Origin of the sequence: Zhengella sedimenti (assembly GCF_046506625.1) — a bacterium.
Taxonomy (GTDB): Bacteria; Pseudomonadota; Alphaproteobacteria; order Rhizobiales; family Rhizobiaceae; genus Zhengella; species Zhengella sedimenti.
On record NZ_JBKFFP010000003.1, the window covers coordinates 515,899 to 538,082 of the forward strand.

Genomic DNA, 22,184 nt, shown 5'->3' on the forward strand with positions numbered 1-22,184 from the left:
TAAAGCCTGTGCGAACAGGTCACAAGGCGGATGCTGCAAATGGTCAGGGGCAAGGTGCAAATGGAAATTGAAGACGAACTGCTGGATATTGTCGCCAAGGAAGCGCTGGTTGACCGCGCATTGCTCCATCCGGACGCCACGCTGGAATCCCTTTCCATCCAGTCAGCCGATTATGTGATGGTCCTCATGGCGATCGAGGAAAAATGGGGTGTCTATATCGCCGTTGACGAAGAATTGGCGGATGCCAAGACCGTTGGCGATCTCGTTGCCATGGTCAAGTCGCGCATCGAGGCGAAGGCCGCAGGGACAGCGGGCGAATCTTGAAGCGCGTCGTCATTACCGGTGCCGGGGCCGTTTCGGCTTGCGGCATGGGCCGTGACGCCCTGTGGACGTCCGCGCGCGACGGCCGCAGCGGGGTCGTGAAGGTCGATTTCACGCGCAATCCGCGCCAGAGCGTTCATCATGCGGCGCCTGTCCCCGATGCGATATGGCAGCAGTTGAAGGCCGAAGGGCGCCCGCGCTTCCAGGACCGCATATCGATGCTCGCGCTTGCGGCGGCCCGCGAAGCCGCCGCCCATGCCGGTCTGGAAGCTGCCGATTTCGGGCCGCGCTGTGCCGTTGTGATCGGCTCCGGTTTTGGCGGTGCCGAAACACTCGACACCAGCTTCTACAATTTTTCGCTCGATCCGATGTCGCGGGTCGATCCGTTTGCCATCCCGAAGATCATGACCAATGCCCCTGCCTCCTGGGTCTCCATGGAAATGAAGGCAACGGGGCCAATCTATTGCGTGTCCACGGCCTGCTCCTCGGGCGCCCAGTCGATCGGTCTGGGCGCGCAGCTTGTGGCTGCCGGACTTGCAGACCGTTGCCTGGCCGGAGGCGCGGAAGCCTTGCTTGTCGATGCCGTCTTTGCCGCATGGGAAGCGCTGCACGTGATGACCGGCACCTGTTGCCGGCCGTTTTCCAAGGATCGCGACGGCATGGTGCTGGGTGACGGGGCGGGGGTCGTCGTCCTGGAATCCGAGGATGCGGCCCGCGCCAGGGGCGCGCCCATTCTCGCCGTGCTCGCAGGCTACGGAACGACAAGCGACGCCATGGATCTCCTGCGCCCGGATCCGGCAGGTCCGCAGGCCTGCATGCAGCAAGCCATCGAAGCATCGGGGCTTGACGCTTCGTCCATCGGTTACCTCAATGCCCACGGGACCGGCACCATTGCCAACGATATCGCCGAGACGGAAGCCATGCGGAGGGTTTTCGGGCAGGGCTTCGACGATGTGCTCGTCTCGTCCACCAAGCCCGTGCACGGCCATGCGCTCGGGGCGGGCGGCGCGCTGGAGTTCATCATCACGCTGGAAGCATTGCGCTCGCGGCTTGCCCCTCCCACGCTCAATTTCACCAGTGTCGATCCGAAAATCGGGTTCGAGCCGGTCCATGGCGAGGCCAGAGCATTCAACGCGCCGGCGGCCCTGTCGAACTCATTTGCCTTTGGCGGCATCAACGCCTCTCTCCTGATCGCCCTGCCGGATGCCTTCCATTGAATGAGGGGCAGCGCTCCCTGTCCCTCCCGTCCGGCCTGGACATTCCGGCATGTGGTGGGCTGGCCCGGCTTCTGGACGCGGCCGCCGGCGGCGGCGGACCACGGACCGATATCCCCTTCATCGCGCCACTGATGCTGCTGACGGCTTTTCCCGGTGCCGCGGCCCTTGCTGCCGCTCCTGCCCGGAAAGGCCACGTCCTCATTCAGGAAAGCCTTTCGATCGACTGCCGCTCGCCCATCCGTCCCGGCGAGGCTCTGGCTGCCGAAGGGCGGATCGAAAGCGAGAGCCTGCAAGGCGCGGGCATGGTCCTTTCACTTGACGTGCGCGCCGCAGCGGGCGGCGAGATCGTCCGGCTGCTGGCGCGTTTGCGTGAAGTGCCGGCCAGCGGGCTCGTGGCGCTGAAGCCACTCGCGCTCGCGCGCGCCACCCGTGGCGCGCAATTGGCGTCGTGGGAAACGCCGGCCCTGACCCAGGATGCCGTCACCGACTATGTCCGCCTGGCAGGCGATGGCAATCCGTTGCACACGGACGCAGCCTTCGCGCGGTCCGTGGGCCTGGAAGGGACGGTCGTGCCGGGAGCGCTTCTTGCCGGATTGCTGGAACCGGTCCTGCCCCTGCTGGGTGAGATGCGCAGCCTGCGCGGCCTGCGCATGCGCTTTGCCGCGCCGCATCCGGTGGGTGAAAGCGCGGGCTTCGCCGTGGTGCGCAATGAGGCCAGCACGCGCGACGATGAAGCGCGGGTCTTCATCCATCGCGCCGATGGCGGGGTCACGGCTATCGCCGACCTTGCTTTCCGGTGACGGTCCGGTCCGGAGGCTTGCCCGCGCCGATCCTGCCCAGAACGGCGAGCAAGGCGATCAACGTGCCGCCAAGCAGCCATACGGCGCCCATCGGCCAGACCAGCGCGAACAGGCCATGGCTCTGTGACTGGTGCCATAACGCATAGGCCATCAGCACCGGCAGTGTCACCGCGATGGCCGGAACCGCGCCGAAGAGCTTGAGGAAATGAAACCGGACGCCGTTGCGGCCGAGAAAATTGACGAAGGTGCCCGTCGGCAAGGCAAAGAAGTTCATGACGGCGAGAATGGCGACGGAGACCAGAACGAACACGGCGGACATCAGCCAGACGAACGCATGGGTTCGCCGGTCCATGGAGCCGGGCGCAGGTTTTCCGAAACTCGCATAGGCCAGTTCAATCATCGTCACCACCGCTTTCCGTTGCCGCGGCAGGGCTGCCCCAGTCGCCGGCAAAAACCTTTATGGCTGCTTCGTCATTGGCGCCCGACCGGTTGATACCGCTTGTCAGCGCCGCGCGCAGAACCGTCGGTGACTCCACCGGAAAGAGGCTGCTTGTCAATATCTTGCGTGGAATGCCCCGGCGCGCCAGATGGCCCGAAATCCAGATGTCATCGACCCAGCGCACCGCGTCATCCTGGCCGGAATAGTCATGGACCGCGCGATCGAGCATGCCGGCCGTCACGGCATAACCCCAGGTGCCGAAGAGCACATCGGCCGGTGCCGGTGCGGCAAGTCCGCTGGCCAGCAGATGCGGAAGATGCGCGAAAGGGGTCTTTCCATCAAGGCGCACGCCGCGATAGCCCCAGGCGGTTCCCGGTTCGCGCCGGTGCGCCGCCTTGAGCGTGGCGACAAAGTCACGCGGATAGATCACGTCATCGTCGGCAACGATGATGAGCGCGTCCGGTTCGAGCGCAAGCGCCGGCAAGAGCTTCGTGGACGGACCGCTGTCGCCGCATCGCACCACGTCGATCCCGTCCGGAAGATCCAGCGATGCGGGATCGGGATAGGGCACCGCGCCGCGCAACGACGTCTCCGGATAGGCCAGCATGATCCGGTCGGCGGGCGTCGTCTGGTCGAGCAGGCTGAGCAGCGCCGGCCGGACATGGCGGGCGCGGGCCGGAATCGTCGTCAGCGAGATCACGGTGCGCCCGCCGCCGTCCAAGACGCGGGAATGCGGGATGCGTGGAGGCCGGGTCGCCAATTGCAGGCGCAGCGCGCGCCAGTAGAGGCCGGCGATCTCCGGCAAGGAGGGATTGGCGAAGCGTGTCACCGCCCGCCGGAAATTGCGCCGCATACCATCCAGCATCAGGCGTGCTCCGGGGCGCCGAGCGCACGCAGATAGCCTGGCCGGTCGGCAAGAATGGCGGGCGGAAACGGATTGGGTTGCAGGTTTCGCTCGATCCAGGTGCGCGAAAGAGCCTTTCTGCCGTGTTTATCCTTCCATGTCCCGAATGTTCGATGCCGCGCATACATGTTGCGGTTGACGGGCCAGATGTCGGGATAATGCAGGGGCGCCATCAGCACCACGTTCGGTGTCACCGCAACATCGGGCCACGCCTGTTCGAAGAACAGACGCGTGAGCATGCGCGGTCCGGTGATGTCCTCGATGGCGCTCCGGTCAGCATGGGGCGCTGCTCCGGCGAGCATGAATGCGCGCTGCAAGGCGGCCAGGAAAAAAGGGTGCCCGGGTCTGGCGCCGAAAATGCAATTGGCGATCTGCACCGGTGCGGGATAGCCCAGTTCCGCCATGCGGCGGCGCGTCAGCCTCGCCTCTTCGGCCAGCAGGCAGCCCGTGGCAAAGAGGCTGTCTGGAAGTGGTCTCAAGCACTCCATGTCGATGTCGGCATAGAGTCCACCGTCGCGATAGATCACCGCGTAGCGGTATATATCCGCCCGCATGACGGGGAAGGGCAGGGCATCGTAGACGGCCAGGAATTCCGGGGCGACCTCGGCGACCACGGCACGGCTTGCGCTGTCGTCGTGAAGCCGGTAGGTCAGTTGCGGATTGAGGCGCAGCCAGCTGTCCCGGCAGCGCGCGGCCTCACCGGTGAGACGGTCCGATTTCCAGGTCTGTGACAGCAATCTCGGAATCATGGGCGGGCACGCATGGCAAGAGGTCGGGCAGGCTTGCATCCCGAAAGCCTGCCATTGCCTGACTGAACGGGTGCCGGCCGCCCCTGGGCGGCCATGACAGGGTGTATCGGAATGCTCGAATCCGTTCAACAATTCCTGCAGATGGACGATCCGACCTTTGCTTTCGCCGGATGGTATTACGCGATCGGGCTCTCACTCGCGGCCTTGAGCCTCGCCTTCCATTTCCTGCGGCGAAAACGCAGCGATCACGCACCGGTTCAGGACCGCCAGCGCCGGGACCGTCCGGCACTCGTCAACTGGGCGATCGGGATCGGCCGGCGCTTCGTGGCGCTCGTCGCCGGCAGCGGCATCACGCCGAACCAGATCACCGTCATCGGTCTTGTCCTCGTCCTGTTCAATTGCGGCCTGTTCCTCTGGTCGCACAACACCCTGTGGTTCGGATCGGGGCTGATCGCGGCACTGCTGTTCGATACGCTGGACGGCCTGGTTGCCCGCCACCAGGGAACGTCGTCCCTGTTCGGCGGCTATCTCGACGCCATCATCGACCGCTACGAGGAAGTCGCCATCTATCTTGCTGTTGCCATCGTCCTGGATGCATGGCTCGTTTCCTTCCTGATATTGTCCGGTTCCATGCTGACCAGCTATGCCAAGGCGAGGACCGCCATAGAAATGCCGATCGCCAACAAGGGATGGGGCGACTTCCTTGAGAAGCCCACACGGCTCTTCATCCTTTGCACCGGCCTGATCGGCGCACCGGTCTTGGATTGGTTCCTGCCGGTTGCGCTGTGGATGCTCGCCGTCATGACCCACTTCACCGCCTTGCAGCGCTTTGCCCGCGCGCGCTTCATGCTGCGCGAGACGGACACGGCGCGTGACACGGTCCTGCCATGAGCGCCGTGACCCGATCCCCGGCGGAGCCGGAACTGCGTCCGAGCCTTTCCGGCATGTTGCGTTCGCCGCATCAGATGCTGGCGCTGTCCTTCGGCCTTGGCCTTTCACGCATCGCGCCGGGCACCATGGGATCGATCGGCGGCATTGCCCTGTTCGCGGCCCTTGCGCAGGTTCCGCTTCCCATCCGGGCCGCGCTCTATGTCATCCTCATCGCCGCGGCGTCATGGGCGGCGGCTCGAACCGGAAACGACCTGAACCGGCACGACCACAATTCCATCGTCATCGACGAGACGATCGGCATGAGCCTGACACTGGAAGCCGCGCCGCTGTCGGCGGAAGCCATCGTGCTCGCCTTCCTGCTGTTCCGGCTGTTCGATGTCTGGAAGCCCTGGCCGGTCCACCTCCCGGACCGCCACGGCAAATCCGGCTTTGCGGTCATCGGCGACGACATACTTGCCGCGGGATGGGCGGCTGCCGTCCTCTTGTCCCTCACATGGGCGGGGCTCTTGTAACCGGATGACGGACCTTCAGAAAAACGACGGCGCGGGAGGCGGACCCGATGTCTACCTGACGGTGGACGTCGAACCCGACTGCCCGCCCTATCTGTGGACCTGGCGCGGCATCGTGGAAGGCATGCCGGCGCTGATGGAGGTCCTTGACCGGGAGCAGGTGCCGGTCACCTTCTTCACGACCGGTGCGACGGCACAGGCTCATCCTGACTGTATCCGGTCCATCGTCGACAGGGGGCATGAGCTTGCCTGCCACGGCTATTCCCACAATTCCTTTCGGGAAATGGACGAGGCGCAGGCGCGCGGGGAAATCTGCCAGACCAATGCCATCCTCCGCGCCTTCGCGCCGGTCACGTCCTTCCGCGCGCCATATCTTTCCTTTCAGGAGCGTTTCCTGCCGATCCTCGTCGAGGAGGGCATCACCGTCGATGCATCGCGCGCGCTCTACAAGCGGCAGGAACCGGTGGCCCGCACGAGCGGCGGACCGGCGCGGCTTCCAGCATCGGTGACGTCGAGCGTCCTCCGCCTTCCCGAGATGATCCGGAACCCGTGGCTCGGCATGCTGAAGTCGCCGGTCACGCTGTTCGTTCATCCGTGGGAATTCGTGGACCTGACATCGGAACGGCTGCGCTATGACTGCCGGTTCCGGACCGGGGCGCCCGCCCTGGCGGCGTTGCGCAGCACCATTGGCTTCTTCAAGGACAGGGGCGCGAATTTCCGCCTCGTGCGCGATTACGCGCCGGCCTCCGGTCAGGTCGCGCCTGCAAGTCCGCGATAGATCTCCAGGTGCCGGGCGGCCACCGCGTCCCAGCCGAAGCGGACCAGTGCGGGACGGGGGCCGGACATGCGCTTCAACAGGCCTGGCTGGAGGGCAAGCCGGGCCAGGCCCTCAGCCAGTTCCGTGTCCGAACCGGCCAGAAATCCGTCCTGGGCGTCCTCCAGGTAGTCGGACATGCCCGTCCCGGCGCGGGCCACCACCGGAAGGCCGCTGGCCCGTGCTTCGAGCCCCGCGATGCCGAAGGCTTCCTTCGTCGAGGCCGACAGGAAGGCATGCGAGTGCCGGTAAAGGCCGCGCAGGCTGTCCGGGTCGAGCCAGCCGGCCAGATCGACATGGCCGGAAAGCCCCATTCCGGCCACGGCCCGGCGCAGCCTGCCGGCATGGCTGCCCTCTCCGGCAATCGTCAGGTGAAGGTCCGGGCCGCCGGCATTGCCGGCGATCTGCCGCGCCTGCGCAAAGGCGCTGACCAGTGCAAGCGGGCGCTTCGTGGCCTCAAGACGCATGGCGGCGGCGATCCGGAACGGTTCGCCGGGCGAGGGGGAGTGCCTGTCCCGGCCGGTCATCCAGAAGCCGTCATCGAAGCCGTTCGGCAGGACCAGTGGCACCGCTTGCGGATCGATGCATGCGACCTGCCGCGCGATGACCTGGCTGACCCCTGACAGAACGACCTGTCCCGATGTCCAGCCGAACATCCTTTCGGCAAGGCGCAAGGTACGGGGCAAGGTGACCATGGAGGAATGAAACGTCACAAGGAGCGGCAGCGACAGGGCACGGGCAGCGCGGGCCCCGGCCAGGCAGAACGGCGCGACGACGCTTGGATGGACATGAACCACGTCATGGTTGCCGGCGGACAGCACTGCCCGCAACCGGCGCTCCAGGCCAAACGGCATGGCGACCTTTGCGCCTGGCACAAGCGGCCAGTCGAGCCGCGTGACCGCGACCCCCTCGACGTTGGCCGGACCGGGCAAGCAGGTGATCACCTCCGTGACCGCCCCGGCGCGACCGAGCGCTTGCGCCAATCCAAGCAACTGGGATTCGATTCCGCCCCGGCGTGGCGCGAACCAGTCGGTCACCAGTGCGATCCGCAGGCCCTGTCCTGTTCCCGTCAAAGCTCCAGCCCGTTCGCGCGGCCGCTTCCTGCGACCGTTCAGCCGCCACGTCCTTGCCGTAGCGCGCGTTCCCGATCAAGGGCTTCCAGCATGCGCGGATAGGCCTTTCGCATTTCGGCTGCAAAGGTCTCGAAGGGCATATCGTCGAATTCGCCGATGAAATCGAGATATTCCATGTGGTGCCGGCCCTGCCGGTCGAACGGATGGAAGATGGAATCGTCCCGGCCGTTGAAATCCAGCGGCTTGATGCCGTGGCGTTCGCACAAGGCGATGTCGAAGGCCGGCGTCGCCTTTACCCACCGGCCGTCGAGCCAGAGGGCGGTGTAGGCATGCCAGCGGAAAACCTCGTCGTCCATCAGCGCCGCGATCTTCGGCGTCGTCAGGTGGTTGCGGACATTGGCAAAGCCGACCCTGGAGGGAATGCCGGCGGCGCGCGCCAGGGCCGCGAGCGCGATGGCCTTCGGCACGCAGAAGGCCGATTTCGCTTTCAGGACCCGCGAGGCGACAAAGCCGTCCTCGTCAAGACCAAAGGCACGGACGTCATAGGGAACGGCGTCACGGATGGCATAGTAGAGGTTTACCGCCGTTGCGACATCGTCGCCGGGCCGCAGATGCGGCGCGGCGAAGGCCGCCACCTCCGGATGGCCGGAATCGATGAAACGGGTTTCGCGCAATGCCATGTCCGTCATACCCGACCTCCCGTTTCCTTCGCAGCGGTCATTTGCGGGCGAAGAACGCGGCGACGCGTTCCTTCATGGCCGGTGAACGGCCCGCTTCGCCCTGCAAGTCGCGTTCCAGCGCAAGCTGTTCACCCGCGCCGAAATCGGCTGCCTGGAAGATCAGCCGCTTGGTTGCCGCGATGGCGCTTGCATCCTGGCCCGCAAGGCGCTGGCAGATGGCCAGCGCGGCGGGAACCAGCGCTTCTTCGTCCACCACATCCCAGACAAGACCCCAGCGTTCGGCGCGGGCGGCGTCGATGCGTTCACCCAGCAGCATCATGCCCGAAGCGCGGATGCGCCCGACAATACGCGGCAGGAACAGCGTGTTGCCGGCATCGGGCACCAGCGCGATCCCGACAAAGGGTTCGTAGAAATAGGCCGAACGCGCCGCAATCACGATGTCGGCGGCGAACGCGATGCCGACAGCAGCACCCGCGCAGGGACCGTTGACGGCGGACACGATGGGCAGCCGCGACCGGCGCATCGCTTCCACCAGCGGGTTGAAGTGACGCTCCAGCACGGTGTCGAGCTCCGGTTCGGCATGCGGATCGACGGTCGTCAGGTCGTAGCCGGCGCCGAAGGCGCGCCCGGCGCCGGTCAGGAGCACGGCCCGGACGGCCGGATCCTTTTCCGCGGCCTGCAAGGCATGAACCAGTTCGTCGGCGGTTTCGTTGCGATAGGCGTTCAGCTTGTCCGGCCGGTTGACCCGGATCGTCAGGACGCCGTCGGCGTGTTCGCAGAGAATGTCCGAATAGGTCATGGTCAGCCTCTTGTTTCCAGGTGCCAGCGCAGTTGCGGCAGGCGGTCGGCGCCGAAGAAACCCTCGCCATCGGCAATGAAATGCGGGGAGCCGATCACGCCGTCGGCGACAGCCTCCGTCACGGCCTTCTGCAGCAGGTCGCGGCCCATCTGGCCCGTCATGCCGTCACGCGCAGCCTGTTCGGTCATGCCATGGGCTTTCGCGATGGAGACCAGCGTCGAATCGTCGGAGATGTCCTCGCCGGCGACAAAGAAAGCATGGAAGACACTTCGGGCAAAGGATCTTGCAACGCCGGGGTCATCCTCGTGGAGGACGTAATAAAGACGGGCCGCCAGGTGCGAGGACAGGGGCAGGCGGACCGGTTCTCGGTAGTCCACGCCAAGGAACCTGGCCGAGCGCTCCATGTCCTTGAGGAAATAGGCCCGCTTTACCGGCGCCTCCATGGGCGGCGCGATGCCATGCGCCTTCAGGATGGCCCAGACGAGGACCGGACGCCATTCGACCGGCCGGTCGAATTCCGCGCCGATCCCGTCGATCAGCGTGCTCGCGAAATAGGCGTAGGGCGAGGCGAAGTCGAAGTGGAAGCGGACCGGTTCGCCCATGGTCAGAACCTGAACACGCCATAGCCAGGATCGCCCAACGGCGCGTTGAGCGAGGCGGAAATGGCGATCCCGAGCGCATTGCGCGTATCGACCGGGTCGATGATGCCATCGTCCCAGAGTTCGGATGTCGCGTAATAGGCGGACAATTGCTCCTGGTAGGCCGATCGCGTCTGGTCCCAGAGCGCCTTGATGGCGGCCTGGTCCACGGCCTCGCCATTGCGCTTCATCTGGTTGATCTTGACCTCGGCAAGCGTGTTGGCGGCCTGGTCGCCGCCCATGACGCCGATCTGGTGGTTGGGCCAGGAAAACAGGAAGCGGGCGTCAAAGGCACGCCCGCACATGCCGTAATTGCCGGCGCCGAAGGAACCGTTGCACATGACGGTGAACTTGGGCACGCGCGAACAGCTTTGCGCCATGATCATCTTGGCGCCGTCCTTGGTGATGCCGCGCCGCTCGTATTCGCGGCCGATCATGTAGCCGGTGATGTTCTGGAGGAAAACGAGCGGCGTGTTGTTCTGGTTGCACAATTCGATGAAATGCCCGCCCTTGAGCGAGGAGTCGTTGAACAGCACGCCGTTGTTGGCAAGGATGCCGACCTTGTAGCCCCAGATGTTGGCGAAGCCGCATACCAGCGTCGTGCCATAGTTCGGCTGGTATTCGTGGAAGCGGCTTCCATCGACGATGCGGGCGATGATCTCGCGCATGTCGAACTGCTTCTTGATGTCATTGGGAATGATCCCGTAAATTTCCTCCGGATCGTAAGCGGGATCTTCCGGGGTCTCGCGCTGGCAATCCCATTTGCGCGGGCGGTCCCACTGGGCGACGATCTCGCGCCCGATATGGATTGCCTCTTCCTCGCTGGCCGCCGGATAATCGCATGTGCCCGACACCGACGTATGCATGTCGGCCCCGCCGAGTTCCTCGACGGAGACTTCTTCACCGGTGGCGGCCTTGACGAGCGGCGGCCCGCCCAGGAAGACCGCGCCCGTGCCGCGCACGATCACGTTGTAGTCGGAAAGCCCGGGGATATAGGCGCCGCCGGCCGTGCAGTGGCCGAAAACGAGCGACAACTGCTTGACGCCCATCTTCGAGAGTACCGACTGGTTGCGGAAGATGCGGCCGGCCATGTAGCGGTCGGGGAAGATCTCCGATTGCAATTGCAGGAAGCCGCCCGCGGAATCGCACAGGTGGATCACCGGAAGGCGGTTTTCCATGGCGATATCGAGGGCACGGACGATCTTCTTGGCGGTCAGCGGATACCAGGCGCCGCCCTTGACCGAGGGATCGTCGGCGCGAATGATGACTTCGCGGCCCGACACCACGCCGATGCCGACGATGGAACTGGCCGAGGGCGCCTCGCCGCCATAGGCCATGTTGGCGGCAAGCGATGACAGTTCCAGGAACGGGGTGCCGGGATCGAGAAGCTTTTCGACACGCTCGCGCGGACGCATCTTGCCCTGGCGGGCCAGCCGGTCGAGGTCCCGTTGCGGCCGCTTGTGGCGCGCGGCTTCCTGCTTTTCGCGGAACTCCGCGAGGATCCGGCGATTATGGGCGTCGTAGGCGCGGAACTCCGCCGACGAGGTACTGAGCATGGACTGGATCTTGCGCATCGGGGTCAGGCCTTTTCGCTTTCGGCTTCCAGCCTGACGATCACCTCGTCCTTGTCGAAGGTTTCGCCCTCGCTCCTGAGGATCTCGGCAATCGTGCCGTCGCGCATGGCCGGAAGAAGCGTCTGCAATTTCATGCTTTCGATGGTGACGAGCGGGTCGCCGCGCCGGACCGCGTCGCCGGCCTTGCAGTGAAGGGAGATGACAGTGCCCGGCATGGGTGCGCGCAACACGTCGTGCGCACCGCCGGCATCGCCGGCATCGGAGAAGGGATCGACGAGCGCCACCTCATGCGTGCGGCCGTTGAGCCGGACGATCTGGAGATTGCCGTGGGTCGCCCTGGCAAAGCCGACGGACTGGCCTGCCGCACCCAGTTCGTGCCGTCCGTCGCCATCGCTGCCCAGATCCGTGATCTCGTGCTTCTCGCCGTCGATGTCGAGCACCAGGTGCGGCCGGCGCCGGATGATCGTGATCTCGTGTTCCTCGCCGTCGAGGATCAGCCTGAAGCCCATGATCAGTTCCTCCAGCCGCCAATGGCCGCGTGCGGTTCCGGCGTTCCGGTGACGAGCTCGCGAAATTCGCGGAAGCCCAGTGCCGCCGCCGCGAGGACCTGCGCCTTCTCCTGTCCGGACAGGGGGGAGGGTAGCAACGCGTCGCGGTGCGTGGCCACGAAACCGGTGTGAAGATCGCCGGCCCGGAAGGCCGGATGGTCGAGGACGGCGGCGAGGTAGTCCGTATTGGTCTTCACGCCGAGCAGCGCCAGTTCGCGCAGGGCCGCGATGGAGCGGTCCACCGCCTCGTCACGGCTGACGCCATGGGCAACCAGCTTGGCAAGCATCGGATCGAAATCGGCGGTGATCTTCTGCCCGCGTGTCAGCGCATTCTCGAAACGCAGCCAGTTTTCCTCCGGAACGCCCAGATAACGGATGACGCCGGTCTCCGGCATGAAGTCGCGCTCCGGGTCCTCGGCGCAGATGCGGCATTCGATGGCGTGACCGTCGATGCGCACGCCCGCCTGCTCCATCGGCAATCCGCGGCCGGCCGCGATCTCGATCTGGGCGCGCACAAGATCGACGCCGGTGATCATTTCGGTCACCGGATGCTCGACCTGCAGGCGGGTGTTCATCTCCAGGAAGAAGAAGCGGCCGTCGGCGCCCAGGATATATTCCACGGTGCCGGCATTGCGGTACTTCGCCGCCGAGGCAAGGCGGACGGCGGAAGCGCAGATCTCGTCGCGCAGGGCCGGTGAAAGGTTGGCCGCGGGGGCTTCCTCGATGATCTTCTGGAAACGCCGCTGGACGGAGCATTCCCGTTCGAAAAGGTGGATTGCGCCGCCTTCGCCATCGCCCAGGACCTGCACCTCGATATGCCGGGGGCGTTCCACATAGGTTTCGGCATAGACGCGTCCGTCTCCGAAATAGCGTTCGGCCTCGCTGGAAGCGATGCGCGCGGCCTGCGCAAGGCCCTCCGCGTCGCGGACAATGCTCATGCCCTTGCCGCCGCCGCCCGCCGCCGCCTTGATCAGCAGCGGGAAGCCAATGGTGGCAGCCTTCTCCACGAAGTCATCCACGTCCTCGGTCGGCATGACCGAGGGTGCCACGGCGACACCATTGGCCTCGGCGAAATTGCGCGCGGAGATCTTATCGCCCATCAGGGCAATGGTCTTCGCGTCCGGGCCGATGAATGTCATTCCGGCATCGGCGACAGCCGAGGCGAAGGCGGCGTTTTCCGACAGGAAGCCGTAGCCCGGATGAATGGCATCGGCGCCGTGCTTCCTGGCAACCGCTATGATCTGCGCGATGTCGAGATGGGCGGCGACCGGCGTCTCGCCTGTCACTTCGCTCCATTCGTCGGCGATGCGGACATGGCGGGCCTGTGCCTCGGCGCGATGACAGATCGCCACCGACGCAATGCCCATGGCCTTCAGTGTCGCCATGATCCGGCAGGCGATCTCGCCGCGATTGGCAATCAGGACCTTGTTGAACAGCGGGGCGGTCATGCCGAAGCCTCTTTCTTCCACGTTTCCAGCCTTCCGCCGGGTTCCAGCCATGTGACGGGGACCTCGACCGGGAAATCCATCATTATCTGGGCCAGCGCCTTGCCCTGCGGGTCATGGCGCAGCGAGGCGACGCCGCCGCCGCCAAGCCCCTGATGCAGCAGGTAGTTGAAGCCGTTCAGGCCGGGCCATTCGAAACGCTCGACGGGACCGCGCAGGAAGTGGCTGAAATAACCCGCCACGCGCTCCGGCGTCGCGCTGCGCCGGATCCATGGCAGGTAGCTTTCGTCGCGCGCGAGGATGCCGATATTGCCGATATCGCCCTTGTCGCCGCTGCGCCCGTGCGCCAGTGCGATCAGCGGCACGGTCACGACCGGGCCATCGCTTTCCCACCCGTCCGGTTCGGTGTCCGCGCTCGGGTCCCTGGCAGCCTGCGGGTCTTGCGCCGCTCCTTCCGCCGGCACGGCGATCGGGACGCTGGTCTGCTTTCCGTCGATCTCGATGCTGACGGGAACGTCCTTCTTCGGCACCAGGAATGAGAACAGGCGGATGACGGGCTGCGGCTCCGGCCGGCCGCCCGAAAATCCGGTCAGGCCCTGCGCCATGGCGGTGGCGGCGGGGAAGATCTCCCGCGCGAAGATGCCAAGCGCTTCCCGGGAGTCGTGCTTGACGGCAAGCTTGAGGATCACCTCGCGGGTGTCGCGGCGGCGTGAAGAGGCCCCGTAATTGGTTTCGGAACCCAGCACCTCGATAGACCGTTCGCTGAAATCCGCGTAGCCGGCCTCGGCCATCAGGCGGTGCGAGCGTTCCAGTATGGCCGCACCCGTGGCCTCGGCCTTCGCCACGGCATCGCGGCCGATGATCGCCATGGTGACGGAAGACCGGTAACCGTCGGCATGGGTCGCGCTCACCTTGTAGGTGTCCGTCGGCGCCGAACCCCTCGCCCCCGACACCTTCACCCGGTCCTTCCCGTCCTGTTCGAGCCGGACACCGCTCCAGTCGGCGATCACGTCGGGCAGGATGTAGCGGGCCGGATCGCCGACCTCGTAGGTGATCTGCTCGGCCACGGTGGCGGTCGAGACAAGGCCGCCGGTGCCTTCCGGCTTGGTCACGGTGAACGTGCCGTCGGCGGTGCATTCGGCGATGGGAAAGCCCATGTCGTCCCAGCCGGGCACGCTCTGCCAGTCGGTAAATATGCCGCCCGTCACCTGCGTCCCGCATTCCAGCACATGGCCGGCGAGGCTGCCGGCCGACAGCAGGTCATGATCCTCCGGCCGCCAGCCGAATTCGTGGATGAGCGGGCCGAGCACAAGCGCGGAATCGACGGCGCGGCCGGTGATCACGACATCGGCCCCGGCTTCGAGCGCGGCCGCGACGGGAAACGCGCCCAGGTAGGCGTTCACGCTGGTTAGTTTTTCGGGCAGGGGCCTGCCTGAGAACATCTCGGTGACACCCGCCTCGCGGAACCTTTCGATGGAGCCGGACAGGTCGTCGCCGTGAACGACGGCGATGCGCAGATCCACGCCGGCCTCGCGGAAGACAGCAGCCAGCGCATCGCGGCAGGCCGCCGGATTGACGCCCCCAGCATTGGTGACGACGCGTATTCTCCGACCGGCGATCTCGCGGGCCAGAGGCTTCATCACCGATGCAACGAAGTCGGTGGCATAGCCCAGTTCCGGCCGCTTGGCCTTCATGCGGGTGAGGATCGACATGGTGATCTCGGCGAGATAGTCCATCATCAGGTAGTCGATCTTGCCGGAGCGGACGAGTTGTGCCGGTCCGTCAGGACTGTCGCCCCAAAAGCCGGCCCCGCATCCGATGCGCACGATCCTGTCCATGGCGGTCATTCACCGGTCCATTCGGGCGGGCGCTTCTCGTTGAACGCCCGGAATCCCTCCACCGCGTCCTTCGTGCGGGCCATGTTGGCCAGCATGAACTGGGCATATTCCAGCGCGCCGTCGAGCGTCATTTCGCGGATCTTGGCCAGGCCCTGTTTTCCAAGCCGGATGCCGGTGGGCGACTTGTCGGTGATGCGGGCCAGAAGCCAGTCGAGCTTTTCGTCCAGTTCGCCAGCGGGAACGGCATAGTTCACGATCCGGTCGGCAGCGGCTTCCGCGGCGGTGACCGGTTCGCCGGTGATGCAGAACTCCATCAGGCGCCGGTTTGGCAGGTTGCGGATCAGGAAGGGCAGGATCATCATCGGGAACAGCCCGACCCGGGTCTCCGTCACGCCGACAAGGGCATCCTCACGCGCCACGACGAGATCGCAGGCGCAGACGAGGCCGAACCCTCCGGCCAGCGCATGGCCGTTGACACGGGCGACGAGTGGCAGGCGGCAGGCCTCCATGCGCCGCAACAGGCGGGCGACATAGTGCCTGGGATCGGCGGCATCGATGGTGAAGGGCGTGCCGTCGGCCTGGAGTTGCAGGTCGCCGCCGGCGCAAAACGCCTTGTCGCCGCTTCCGGTGATGACGATGGCACGCACCTCGTCATCGTTCTCGGCCTCGTCGAGGGCTGCCTGGATGGCGAGTGCGACGCTCTCGTTGAGCGCATTGCGGCGTTCCGGGCGGTTGATCGCGATCCAGGCGGTGGCGCCCTTGCGTGCTGTGATGACCGGTTCCGTCACTGCTGCCTCGCTCCCTGCGGGTTCCCAAGCCGTTTCCAATAAATGATTTGAATTCATCACGAATGTCAACCGGCTTCTCAATGGGCCGGATGGCAATGTAGAAATCTCCGAAACATCAATGTTTCATGCGGTCTCTATTGACATCAAGGCATTTTTTGTCAGATGAAGAGATTTCATTAATGGCGCCCGGAAAAGCCGGCGCCTTGGCCGCTGGGAGGAGCAGGAATGCAGGGTTTCGCCGGGACCAACGAGTGGGCAAACGCGTTCGATCTCAACGAGGATCAGCAGATGATCCTGGACAATGCGGACCGGTTTTCCCGCAACGAACTGTATCCCCTGGCCGAGCGGATGGACAATGAGGAATGGTGGCCCGAGGATGCCTTTCCGAAGATCGGCGACAACGGGCTTTTCGGCATCACCATTCCGGAGGAGTATGGCGGCGCCGGCCTCGACCTTGTGGCGGCGGGCCTCGTCCTGCAGGGCATGTCGCGCTGGAACCATGCCATGGCGCTGGCCTGGGTGGCGCATGACAACCTGTGCGCCAACAACATCTACCGAAACGGCAACGAGGAGCAGCGCCGCAAGTATCTCCCCGACCTGTGTTCGGGCCGCAAGATCGGCGCGCTCGGGCTGACGGAGCCGGGTGCCGGATCGGACGCCATGGGCTCCATGCGCACCACCGCGCGGCGCGACGGCGACCACTATGTCCTCAATGGCAGCAAGATCTACATCACCAACGGCCCGGTCGCCGACGTGCTGCTGGTCTATGCCAAGACCGACAAGGAAAAGGGCGCGCATGGCATATCCGCCTTCATCGTCGAAAAGGACATGCCCGGCTTCAAGGTGGCGCAGAAGCTGATCAAGATGGGCTATCGCGGCAGCCAGACTGCCGAACTGGTGTTCGAGGAGTGCCGGGTTCCGGCCGAGAACATGGTCGGCGGCGAGAACCGGGGCGTCGCGGTGGTCATGAGCGGGCTCGACCTGGAACGCGCCATGATCTCCCCCATCTGCCTTGGCGTTGCCGAACGGGCGCTGGAGCTTTCGGTGGAGTATGCGCAGACACGACAGCAGTTCGGCAAGCCGATCGGCTCCTTCCAGATGGTCCAGTCGATGCTTGCCGACATGTATGTCCAGGTGGAATCGATGCGGGCGCTGACCTACAAGGTGCTGGCCGCCGCCGCGCCGCTCGAGATCGGCGGCGGCGGGCGCGGCGACATCCACAAGCTGACCGCGGCGTCGGTGATGTTCGCGGCCGAGGCCGCGCACAAGGTTCTCGATCTCGCCGTCCAGGTGCACGGCGGAACCGGCTATATCTGGGAGTCGGAGATCAACCGCCTGTTCCGCTCCACCAAGTTGCTGGAGATCGGCGCGGGCACGACCGAGGTGCGCAAGATGATCATTGCCGGCGAATTGTTGCGGGACATGCGCAAGTGAGCGGGACGGACGAGGAGACCTTCGGCTTTGGGGATGCCGACCTCGCGGTCCATCCCACCGTCTTCGGGGCGGGGTCGATGGCGGGAAAGACGGTCCTGGTGTCCGGAGGGGCAGGCGGAATCGGCCGGGCCACGGCATGGCTGTTTGCCCGCCTCGGCGCGACCGTCATCGTTTCGGGGCGAAGCGAGGAGAAGATCGCCGGCGTCGTCGAGGCGATCCGGGCGGCGGACTGGTCGTGCCATGGCCACACGGTGGACATCCGCGACCCGGACGCCGTCGCCGCATTCTTCGACACGGTCTGGCAGGCGCACGGGCCGCTCGACATCCTGGTCAACAGCGCCGGCGGACAGTTTCCCCAGCCTGCCATCGATTTCAGCGTGAAGGGCTGGAACGCGGTCATCAATACCAACCTCAACGGGACATGGTTCATGATGCAGGCGGCCGCGCGCAAGTGGCGCGACAGCGGCCGGCCGGGCAGCATCGTCAACATCGTCGTGGTGACAACGCACGGGCTTTACGGTGTGGCGCATACCATCGCGGCGCGCTGCGGCGTCATCGGCCTGTCGCGCAGCGTGGCCGTCGAATGGGCGCCGCTCGGCATCCGCGTCAACTGCATCGCGCCCGGAGCCATCAAGACGGAGGGCTGGCGCGTCTACACGCCGGAAGCCCGCGCGGCCTATCCGCAATCCAATCCCATGCTGCGTGCCGGAGATGCCTGGGACATCGCTGAGGCCTGTGTCTACATGGGCGGTCCGTCCGGCAAGTTCATCACGGGCGAATTGCTGACCGTGGACGGCGGGGGCCAGTTGTGGGGCGAGACCTGGACCACGGGCAAGCCCGATTATTTCAAGGCGGACACGTAGCCGGGAAGGGAGTGGCCATGGTGGATCTCGCGCCGGGCGTCAGGATCGAAACCGCGGGACGGACGATCGGCGAGGGCGACATATCGTTGTTCGCCGGCCTCGTGGGCGATTTCACGCCGATCCACGTGGACGAGGAATTCGCCAGAACCTCCCCGCATGGCGGGCGCATCGCCCATGGTCCGCACACGATGGCCACCGCCATCGGCATGGCGACCCAGACCGGCCTGTTCGGCGAACGGGTGATCGGCCTGGTGAACATCAACTGGGATTTCACCGGTGCGGTCCGGATCGGCGACACGATCCGTTCCGTCGTCACGGTCCGGTCGGTCCGCCCGACATCGAAGCCGGGGCGCAATCTCGGCGTCTTCGCCTTCGAGGTGTTCAACCAGGAAAACCGCCTGGTCCAGAGCGGCAGCATGACCGTCGTGCTGCGCGCCGAGGATGGCGGCAGCGCCTGACAGGCCGGATCGCGGTCAGGCGCCGGTATCGCGCAACCGGGCTTCCATCTCGTGGCGAAGGATCTTGCCCGTGGTGCTGCGCGGGAAATCGTCAAAGCCGATGAAATGCACCTGCTTGGGCCGCTTGTAGCCTGCCAGATTCGCACGGCAGAGCGTCTCCACGTCCTGCTGGGTCAGGCTGTCGTCGTTGCGCGCGACAAAGGCGACGGGAACCTCGCCCCAGCGGTCATCGCGGCGGCGCACGACCACGGCATCGGCCACGCGCGGATCGGCCAGGAGGACACGCTCGATCTCGGCGGGGTAGATGTTCTCGCCGCCGGACTTGATCATGAACTTGGCGCGGTCGACGAAATCGTACGAGGCATCGGGGTTGCGCACGAACAGGTCGCCCATGCGGAACCAGCCGCCGGCGAAATCACGGGCATTGGTTTCGGGCGCATTCCAGTAGCCGCTGAAGACGGTCGGGCCGCGCACGGCGACCTCGCCCGGCTCGCCATCGGGCACATCGTTTCCCTCGCCGTCGACGAGGCGCAGGTCGCAAAGGGCGCTCTTGCGCTTGGACAGGCTGGAGGGCATCTCGCCCGGCGGGATGAGGCAGGCGGAGGCGGGCGGCAGGCCTGTCTCGGTCGATCCGAAACTGTTGAGATAGGGTGCGCCTGCCAGGCGGGACAGTTCGGCGACAAGCTGCTTGGGCACAAGATCGGCCATGGCGCCGACCGCGCGGATGCTCTTCGGCCGCTTGCCCGTCGTCTTCAGGATGTCGACCACCGGCTCGATGGAGCCCGACATCAACAGCATCCAGCCCAGTTCCTCCTCGAGCATGGCCGCGACGATTGCATCGGCATCGAAGCCGTCCACGATGGTGACTGTCGCGCCCGACATGAAGGCGCCCAGAACCTGGTCCGTGGAGCCCATGTGAAACATCGGCGCCCAGGCGATGAAACCGTCGCTTTCGCGGGCATGCATGTCCACCCGCAGCACCATGTTCCGGGCGATCTGGGCGCGGTGGCTGACAAGCGCACCCTTGGGCAGGCCCGTGGTTCCCGACGTGTAGAGGATGACGAGACCGTCTTCCGGATCGACAGCGGGCAGGGACGCCGGGGGCGCATGGTCGCGAATGAGCCGCTCGTGGTCCGCCTCGATGACGGTGCAGGGTCGGCCCTTCAGGTCGAGCGTCGCCGCCATCTCCCGGTAGCGCTCCGAGACCACGATCAGCGCGGGTTCGACGAGATCGATGCAGTGCTGGAGTTCGTGCCGTGTCAGACGCCAGTTCTGGCAGGCGACGATGGCGCCAATGGCCGCCGCGGCAAGTTCGATCTCGGCATATTCTGGCCGGTTCTCCGAAAGCAGCGCGATGCGGTCGCCCCGGCCGATCCCGCGATGCATGAGGGCAGCGGCAAGGCGCAGGACGCGGCCGTCGAGTTCACCATAGGTCACGCGCCGGTTCGTGGTGCGGATGGCCGTGGCATGCGGATTGCGCCGGACGCTGGCCTGGAAAAGGCCGTGGACGGTGATCCGGCCCGCGGCCAGGATGTCGCTTGCGGTTCCTTTGGCGTTCTGCATCCGCGTTGTCCTCCCTCGACACGTTCGCGGCAAACCTCTCAGGGCGCTTGGGCGCCCGCATCGCCGCTCCGCGCCATCTCCTCCAGTCGGCTGACCGCCTTTTCCAGGCGCTCGGCAATGTCCGGACGGACCGGTTCGGCCGGCGCGCGCACCTGCAATCCGCTGAGCACCAGGTCGACGATGGCGTCGGCACTGGCATCAGGATCGAAGTTTCCCTCGCCGCGCAGATAGGTCCATGTGTGGTGCTCTATGCAGCCATAGATCATGTCGCGCACGAGCCTGAGCGGAACGTCATTGCGCAACTCGCCGGCCTCGATGCCGGTGCGGATGATTTCCAGCGTCTGGCGCGTATATTCACGGTTGAGCTGGAAGACGGCGGTCTGGCTGTAATCCCTGCTCGGGCGGATGTGCTGGAACATCAGGTTGCACAGCGCCGGTTCCTCGTGAATCGTGTTGATGTGGCGCCAGATCATGTAGCGCAGCCGGTTGCGGGTGCCGCTGATGCCGGAGAGCTGCTGGCCGTAGTCGGCCAGCATGCCTTCGTACCAGTCCTCTATAACCTTGACGAGCAGATCACGCTTGTTCTCGAAATAGCGGTAGATGCTGCCTTCGACGACGTTCGCCCGCTCGGCAATGTCGGACAGGGGCGCGTCCTCATAGCCCTTCTCGCGGAAGACCGACCTCGCCGCAGCCATGATGTCGAAGACGCGGCGTTCCCGCGAGAGCCGCGTGACCTGGCGTTTCTGGGTTCCGTTGCCGCTCATTTCTTCTCCGTCGCGAATCCGGGCGGACGGCGCTCGACAAAGGCAGCCATGCCCTCCCACCATTCCCCGCCCGCCGCGGCCTTGAACACGGCGTCGAGCGCGGCCGTGTCCGCGGCCCGGGGCGGCAGGGTTTCGCACAGGTATATCGCGCGTTTCGTCTCCGCAATGGCCGCCGGACTGTTGTCCAGGAAACGGCTTGCGAGCCCGATCGCGGCCTCATCGAGGTCTTCGGGCTCGTGCACGGCGCTGACGAGGCCGGCAGCAAGCGCCTCGGCCGCCGAAATCCGCTCTCCGAGCAGTGCGATTTCCAGCGCCCGCGCCCTTCCGACGAGGCGCGACAGGTCCTGCACGCCGCTCGCCCCGGCGACGGCGCCAAGCCGCACCTCCGGCAAGCCGATGCGCGCCGTGCTGCTCATGATCCGGAAATCGCAGGAAATGGCGAGTTCGCAGCCGCCGCCCAGCGCAAACCCGTTGATGGCGGCAATGGTGACGAAGGGTGCCTCCTGCAACCGTCGCAGAAGCCGGGTGATCGGGAGGACGTAGTCGTCGCGGATGGCGCGCGGGTTTCGATGAAGGGGCGCGTCCGGATCGGTGAAGTACTTCACATGCGCACCGCCGCAAAAGCTCTGTCCCGAGCCGGTGATGACGAGCACCCGCGCCCCGGCTTCCATGCATTCGTCCACGAGCCTGTGCAGCGTGGCGACGGCATCGCCGGTCAGCGTGTTGTGTTGCTCGCCGCGGACAAGCCGGATGCGCGCCACTCCCGGCTTCGGCCAGTCGAGCGTGGCGGGAGAAACGGATTCGCCCTGTTCCATCATTCGCGCCTCCAACCTTCAGAAACCTGATTGACAAATCTCTTGTTCGTGATCTTAATGAGGACAATTCATCATTTCGATGCGTTCCGCAAGAGAAAAAACAACGGGCGCAAAGTGGTGAGGGGGAGGAGAAAAAACGGTGCAAAACAAGCAGAAAGAATGGGGATCGGACGGTTTTGCCGGACTGGCGGCGTCAGCCGCGAGGCGAGTCCGGTTTGGCTCGCCGTCTGCGATTTCACGTGCCTAGATAATTGCAATTC

At 65.4% G+C, this 22,184-nt stretch carries 24 protein-coding genes; 9 read left to right on the plus strand and 15 right to left on the minus strand.

Annotated features, from left to right (window positions below):
* Window positions 1–60: 60 nt before the first annotated feature.
* The 3 genes from ACLB6G_RS11855 to ACLB6G_RS11865 are packed head-to-tail and all read left to right on the plus strand — an operon-like array spanning window position 61 to window position 2,338.
* Entirely contained in the window at window positions 61–324 is a 264-nt protein-coding gene (locus ACLB6G_RS11855) for a phosphopantetheine-binding protein (protein ID WP_410356379.1), read from the plus strand.
* Entirely contained in the window at window positions 321–1,538 is a 1,218-nt protein-coding gene (locus tag ACLB6G_RS11860) for a beta-ketoacyl-[acyl-carrier-protein] synthase family protein (RefSeq protein ID WP_410356381.1), read from the plus strand. The genes ACLB6G_RS11855 and ACLB6G_RS11860 overlap by 4 nt, the downstream gene beginning before the upstream one ends.
* Entirely contained in the window at window positions 1,535–2,338 is an 804-nt protein-coding gene (locus ACLB6G_RS11865; RefSeq protein WP_410356382.1) for a MaoC family dehydratase, read from the plus strand. The genes ACLB6G_RS11860 and ACLB6G_RS11865 overlap by 4 nt, the downstream gene beginning before the upstream one ends.
* Here ACLB6G_RS11865 and ACLB6G_RS11870 read toward each other — a convergent pair.
* Genes ACLB6G_RS11870 through ACLB6G_RS11880 form a run of 3 tightly spaced genes read right to left on the minus strand, consistent with a single transcriptional unit; the run spans window position 2,313 to window position 4,430 of the window.
* The gene (locus ACLB6G_RS11870) at window positions 2,313–2,744 is read right to left on the minus strand and encodes a hypothetical protein (RefSeq protein WP_410356383.1); all 432 of its coding nucleotides are present in this window, start codon (window positions 2,742–2,744) and stop codon (window positions 2,313–2,315) included. The two genes, ACLB6G_RS11865 and ACLB6G_RS11870, sit on opposite strands and share 26 nt — an antisense overlap.
* Complete coding sequence (locus ACLB6G_RS11875; RefSeq protein WP_410356384.1) at window positions 2,731–3,642, minus strand: hypothetical protein; 912 nt, start codon at window positions 3,640–3,642, stop codon at window positions 2,731–2,733. The genes ACLB6G_RS11870 and ACLB6G_RS11875 overlap by 14 nt, the downstream gene beginning before the upstream one ends.
* On the minus strand, window positions 3,642–4,430 hold the full coding sequence (locus tag ACLB6G_RS11880) for a glycosyltransferase family 32 protein (protein WP_410356385.1): 789 nt from the start codon (window positions 4,428–4,430) through the stop codon (window positions 3,642–3,644). Before ACLB6G_RS11880 ends, ACLB6G_RS11875 begins: the two co-directional genes overlap by 1 nt.
* A 111-nt stretch (window positions 4,431–4,541) precedes the next feature.
* Here ACLB6G_RS11880 and ACLB6G_RS11885 point away from each other — a divergent pair, with 111 nt between their 5' ends.
* From ACLB6G_RS11885 to ACLB6G_RS11895, 3 genes are read left to right on the plus strand one after another with little or no spacing between them, the layout of a single operon-like run.
* A complete protein-coding gene (locus tag ACLB6G_RS11885; protein ID WP_410356386.1) occupies window positions 4,542–5,321 on the plus strand; it encodes a CDP-alcohol phosphatidyltransferase family protein in 780 nt (259 codons plus the stop codon).
* Window positions 5,318–5,833, plus strand: a complete 516-nt coding sequence (locus ACLB6G_RS11890) for a phosphatidylglycerophosphatase A family protein (RefSeq protein WP_410356387.1) — start codon at window positions 5,318–5,320, stop codon at window positions 5,831–5,833. Before ACLB6G_RS11885 ends, ACLB6G_RS11890 begins: the two co-directional genes overlap by 4 nt.
* A 4-nt stretch (window positions 5,834–5,837) precedes the next feature.
* Window positions 5,838–6,608: a polysaccharide deacetylase family protein gene (locus ACLB6G_RS11895; protein ID WP_410356388.1), complete on the plus strand. Its 771-nt coding sequence runs from the start codon at window positions 5,838–5,840 to the stop codon at window positions 6,606–6,608.
* On the opposite strand, the gene ACLB6G_RS11900 is transcribed toward ACLB6G_RS11895, so the two are convergent.
* From ACLB6G_RS11900 to ACLB6G_RS11940, 9 genes are all read right to left on the minus strand, one after another.
* A complete protein-coding gene (locus ACLB6G_RS11900) occupies window positions 6,581–7,681 on the minus strand; it encodes a glycosyltransferase family 4 protein (RefSeq protein WP_410356389.1) in 1,101 nt (366 codons plus the stop codon). The genes ACLB6G_RS11895 and ACLB6G_RS11900 overlap by 28 nt on opposite strands.
* A 74-nt stretch (window positions 7,682–7,755) precedes the next feature.
* Complete coding sequence (locus tag ACLB6G_RS11905) at window positions 7,756–8,406, minus strand: transglutaminase domain-containing protein (RefSeq protein WP_410356390.1); 651 nt, start codon at window positions 8,404–8,406, stop codon at window positions 7,756–7,758.
* Between the two features lie 28 nt (window positions 8,407–8,434).
* Entirely contained in the window at window positions 8,435–9,196 is a 762-nt protein-coding gene (locus ACLB6G_RS11910; RefSeq protein WP_410356391.1) for an enoyl-CoA hydratase-related protein, read from the minus strand.
* Between the two features lie 2 nt (window positions 9,197–9,198).
* Complete coding sequence (locus ACLB6G_RS11915; protein ID WP_410356392.1) at window positions 9,199–9,798, minus strand: 2-hydroxychromene-2-carboxylate isomerase; 600 nt, start codon at window positions 9,796–9,798, stop codon at window positions 9,199–9,201.
* A 2-nt stretch (window positions 9,799–9,800) separates the two neighbouring features.
* Window positions 9,801–11,408: an acyl-CoA carboxylase subunit beta gene (locus tag ACLB6G_RS11920; RefSeq protein WP_410356393.1), complete on the minus strand. Its 1,608-nt coding sequence runs from the start codon at window positions 11,406–11,408 to the stop codon at window positions 9,801–9,803.
* Window positions 11,409–11,413: 5 nt separating this feature from the next.
* Window positions 11,414–11,917: a biotin/lipoyl-containing protein gene (locus ACLB6G_RS11925; RefSeq protein WP_410356394.1), complete on the minus strand. Its 504-nt coding sequence runs from the start codon at window positions 11,915–11,917 to the stop codon at window positions 11,414–11,416.
* 2 nt (window positions 11,918–11,919) lie between these two features.
* Window positions 11,920–13,404: an acetyl-CoA carboxylase biotin carboxylase subunit gene (locus ACLB6G_RS11930; RefSeq protein ID WP_410356395.1), complete on the minus strand. Its 1,485-nt coding sequence runs from the start codon at window positions 13,402–13,404 to the stop codon at window positions 11,920–11,922.
* Window positions 13,401–15,248 (minus strand): acyclic terpene utilization AtuA family protein, encoded by a 1,848-nt coding sequence (locus tag ACLB6G_RS11935; RefSeq protein ID WP_410356396.1) that lies wholly within the window; start codon window positions 15,246–15,248, stop codon window positions 13,401–13,403. The genes ACLB6G_RS11930 and ACLB6G_RS11935 overlap by 4 nt, the downstream gene beginning before the upstream one ends.
* Complete coding sequence (locus ACLB6G_RS11940) at window positions 15,245–16,027, minus strand: enoyl-CoA hydratase-related protein (RefSeq protein ID WP_410356397.1); 783 nt, start codon at window positions 16,025–16,027, stop codon at window positions 15,245–15,247. Before ACLB6G_RS11940 ends, ACLB6G_RS11935 begins: the two co-directional genes overlap by 4 nt.
* A 225-nt stretch (window positions 16,028–16,252) precedes the next feature.
* Between ACLB6G_RS11940 and ACLB6G_RS11945 the strand changes: the two genes are divergently transcribed.
* The 3 genes from ACLB6G_RS11945 to ACLB6G_RS11955 are packed head-to-tail and all read left to right on the plus strand — an operon-like array spanning window position 16,253 to window position 18,782.
* Window positions 16,253–17,461, plus strand: coding sequence for an acyl-CoA dehydrogenase family protein (locus ACLB6G_RS11945; protein ID WP_410356398.1), 1,209 nt, complete (start codon window positions 16,253–16,255; stop codon window positions 17,459–17,461).
* On the plus strand, window positions 17,458–18,324 hold the full coding sequence (locus ACLB6G_RS11950) for an SDR family oxidoreductase (RefSeq protein ID WP_410356399.1): 867 nt from the start codon (window positions 17,458–17,460) through the stop codon (window positions 18,322–18,324). Before ACLB6G_RS11945 ends, ACLB6G_RS11950 begins: the two co-directional genes overlap by 4 nt.
* Before the next feature lie 17 nt (window positions 18,325–18,341).
* A complete protein-coding gene (locus tag ACLB6G_RS11955) occupies window positions 18,342–18,782 on the plus strand; it encodes a MaoC family dehydratase (protein WP_410356400.1) in 441 nt (146 codons plus the stop codon).
* Between the two features lie 15 nt (window positions 18,783–18,797).
* Here the strand turns inward: ACLB6G_RS11955 and ACLB6G_RS11960 are convergent, their stop codons facing one another.
* Genes ACLB6G_RS11960 through ACLB6G_RS11970 form a run of 3 tightly spaced genes read right to left on the minus strand, consistent with a single transcriptional unit; the run spans window position 18,798 to window position 21,927 of the window.
* Window positions 18,798–20,345 carry a class I adenylate-forming enzyme family protein gene (locus ACLB6G_RS11960; protein ID WP_410356401.1) on the minus strand — a complete coding sequence of 516 codons (1,548 nt, stop codon included), beginning with the start codon at window positions 20,343–20,345 and terminating at the stop codon, window positions 18,798–18,800.
* 38 nt (window positions 20,346–20,383) lie between these two features.
* Window positions 20,384–21,109 carry a TetR family transcriptional regulator gene (locus ACLB6G_RS11965; protein ID WP_410356402.1) on the minus strand — a complete coding sequence of 242 codons (726 nt, stop codon included), beginning with the start codon at window positions 21,107–21,109 and terminating at the stop codon, window positions 20,384–20,386.
* Window positions 21,106–21,927 carry an enoyl-CoA hydratase/isomerase family protein gene (locus tag ACLB6G_RS11970; RefSeq protein ID WP_410356403.1) on the minus strand — a complete coding sequence of 274 codons (822 nt, stop codon included), beginning with the start codon at window positions 21,925–21,927 and terminating at the stop codon, window positions 21,106–21,108. Before ACLB6G_RS11970 ends, ACLB6G_RS11965 begins: the two co-directional genes overlap by 4 nt.
* Between the last annotated feature and the right edge of the window lie 257 nt (window positions 21,928–22,184).

What these genes read in the sequence shown, in the direction of transcription:
- ACLB6G_RS11855 (WP_410356379.1), top strand. Translation starts at nt 61, where the DNA reads ATGGAAATTGAAGACGAACTGCTGGATATTGTCGCCAAGGAAGCGCTG.
- ACLB6G_RS11875 (WP_410356384.1), bottom strand. Translation starts at nt 3,642, where the DNA reads ATGCTGGATGGTATGCGGCGCAATTTCCGGCGGGCGGTGACACGCTTC.
- ACLB6G_RS11880 (WP_410356385.1), bottom strand. Translation starts at nt 4,430, where the DNA reads ATGATTCCGAGATTGCTGTCACAGACCTGGAAATCGGACCGTCTCACC.
- ACLB6G_RS11885 (WP_410356386.1), top strand. Translation starts at nt 4,542, where the DNA reads ATGCTCGAATCCGTTCAACAATTCCTGCAGATGGACGATCCGACCTTT.
- ACLB6G_RS11890 (WP_410356387.1), top strand. Translation starts at nt 5,318, where the DNA reads ATGAGCGCCGTGACCCGATCCCCGGCGGAGCCGGAACTGCGTCCGAGC.
- ACLB6G_RS11895 (WP_410356388.1), top strand. Translation starts at nt 5,838, where the DNA reads ATGACGGACCTTCAGAAAAACGACGGCGCGGGAGGCGGACCCGATGTC.
- ACLB6G_RS11905 (WP_410356390.1), bottom strand. Translation starts at nt 8,406, where the DNA reads ATGACGGACATGGCATTGCGCGAAACCCGTTTCATCGATTCCGGCCAT.
- ACLB6G_RS11910 (WP_410356391.1), bottom strand. Translation starts at nt 9,196, where the DNA reads ATGACCTATTCGGACATTCTCTGCGAACACGCCGACGGCGTCCTGACG.
- ACLB6G_RS11915 (WP_410356392.1), bottom strand. Translation starts at nt 9,798, where the DNA reads ATGGGCGAACCGGTCCGCTTCCACTTCGACTTCGCCTCGCCCTACGCC.
- ACLB6G_RS11920 (WP_410356393.1), bottom strand. Translation starts at nt 11,408, where the DNA reads ATGCGCAAGATCCAGTCCATGCTCAGTACCTCGTCGGCGGAGTTCCGC.
- ACLB6G_RS11925 (WP_410356394.1), bottom strand. Translation starts at nt 11,917, where the DNA reads ATGGGCTTCAGGCTGATCCTCGACGGCGAGGAACACGAGATCACGATC.
- ACLB6G_RS11930 (WP_410356395.1), bottom strand. Translation starts at nt 13,404, where the DNA reads ATGACCGCCCCGCTGTTCAACAAGGTCCTGATTGCCAATCGCGGCGAG.
- ACLB6G_RS11935 (WP_410356396.1), bottom strand. Translation starts at nt 15,248, where the DNA reads ATGACCGCCATGGACAGGATCGTGCGCATCGGATGCGGGGCCGGCTTT.
- ACLB6G_RS11945 (WP_410356398.1), top strand. Translation starts at nt 16,253, where the DNA reads ATGCAGGGTTTCGCCGGGACCAACGAGTGGGCAAACGCGTTCGATCTC.
- ACLB6G_RS11955 (WP_410356400.1), top strand. Translation starts at nt 18,342, where the DNA reads ATGGTGGATCTCGCGCCGGGCGTCAGGATCGAAACCGCGGGACGGACG.
- ACLB6G_RS11960 (WP_410356401.1), bottom strand. Translation starts at nt 20,345, where the DNA reads ATGCAGAACGCCAAAGGAACCGCAAGCGACATCCTGGCCGCGGGCCGG.
- ACLB6G_RS11965 (WP_410356402.1), bottom strand. Translation starts at nt 21,109, where the DNA reads ATGAGCGGCAACGGAACCCAGAAACGCCAGGTCACGCGGCTCTCGCGG.
- ACLB6G_RS11970 (WP_410356403.1), bottom strand. Translation starts at nt 21,927, where the DNA reads ATGATGGAACAGGGCGAATCCGTTTCTCCCGCCACGCTCGACTGGCCG.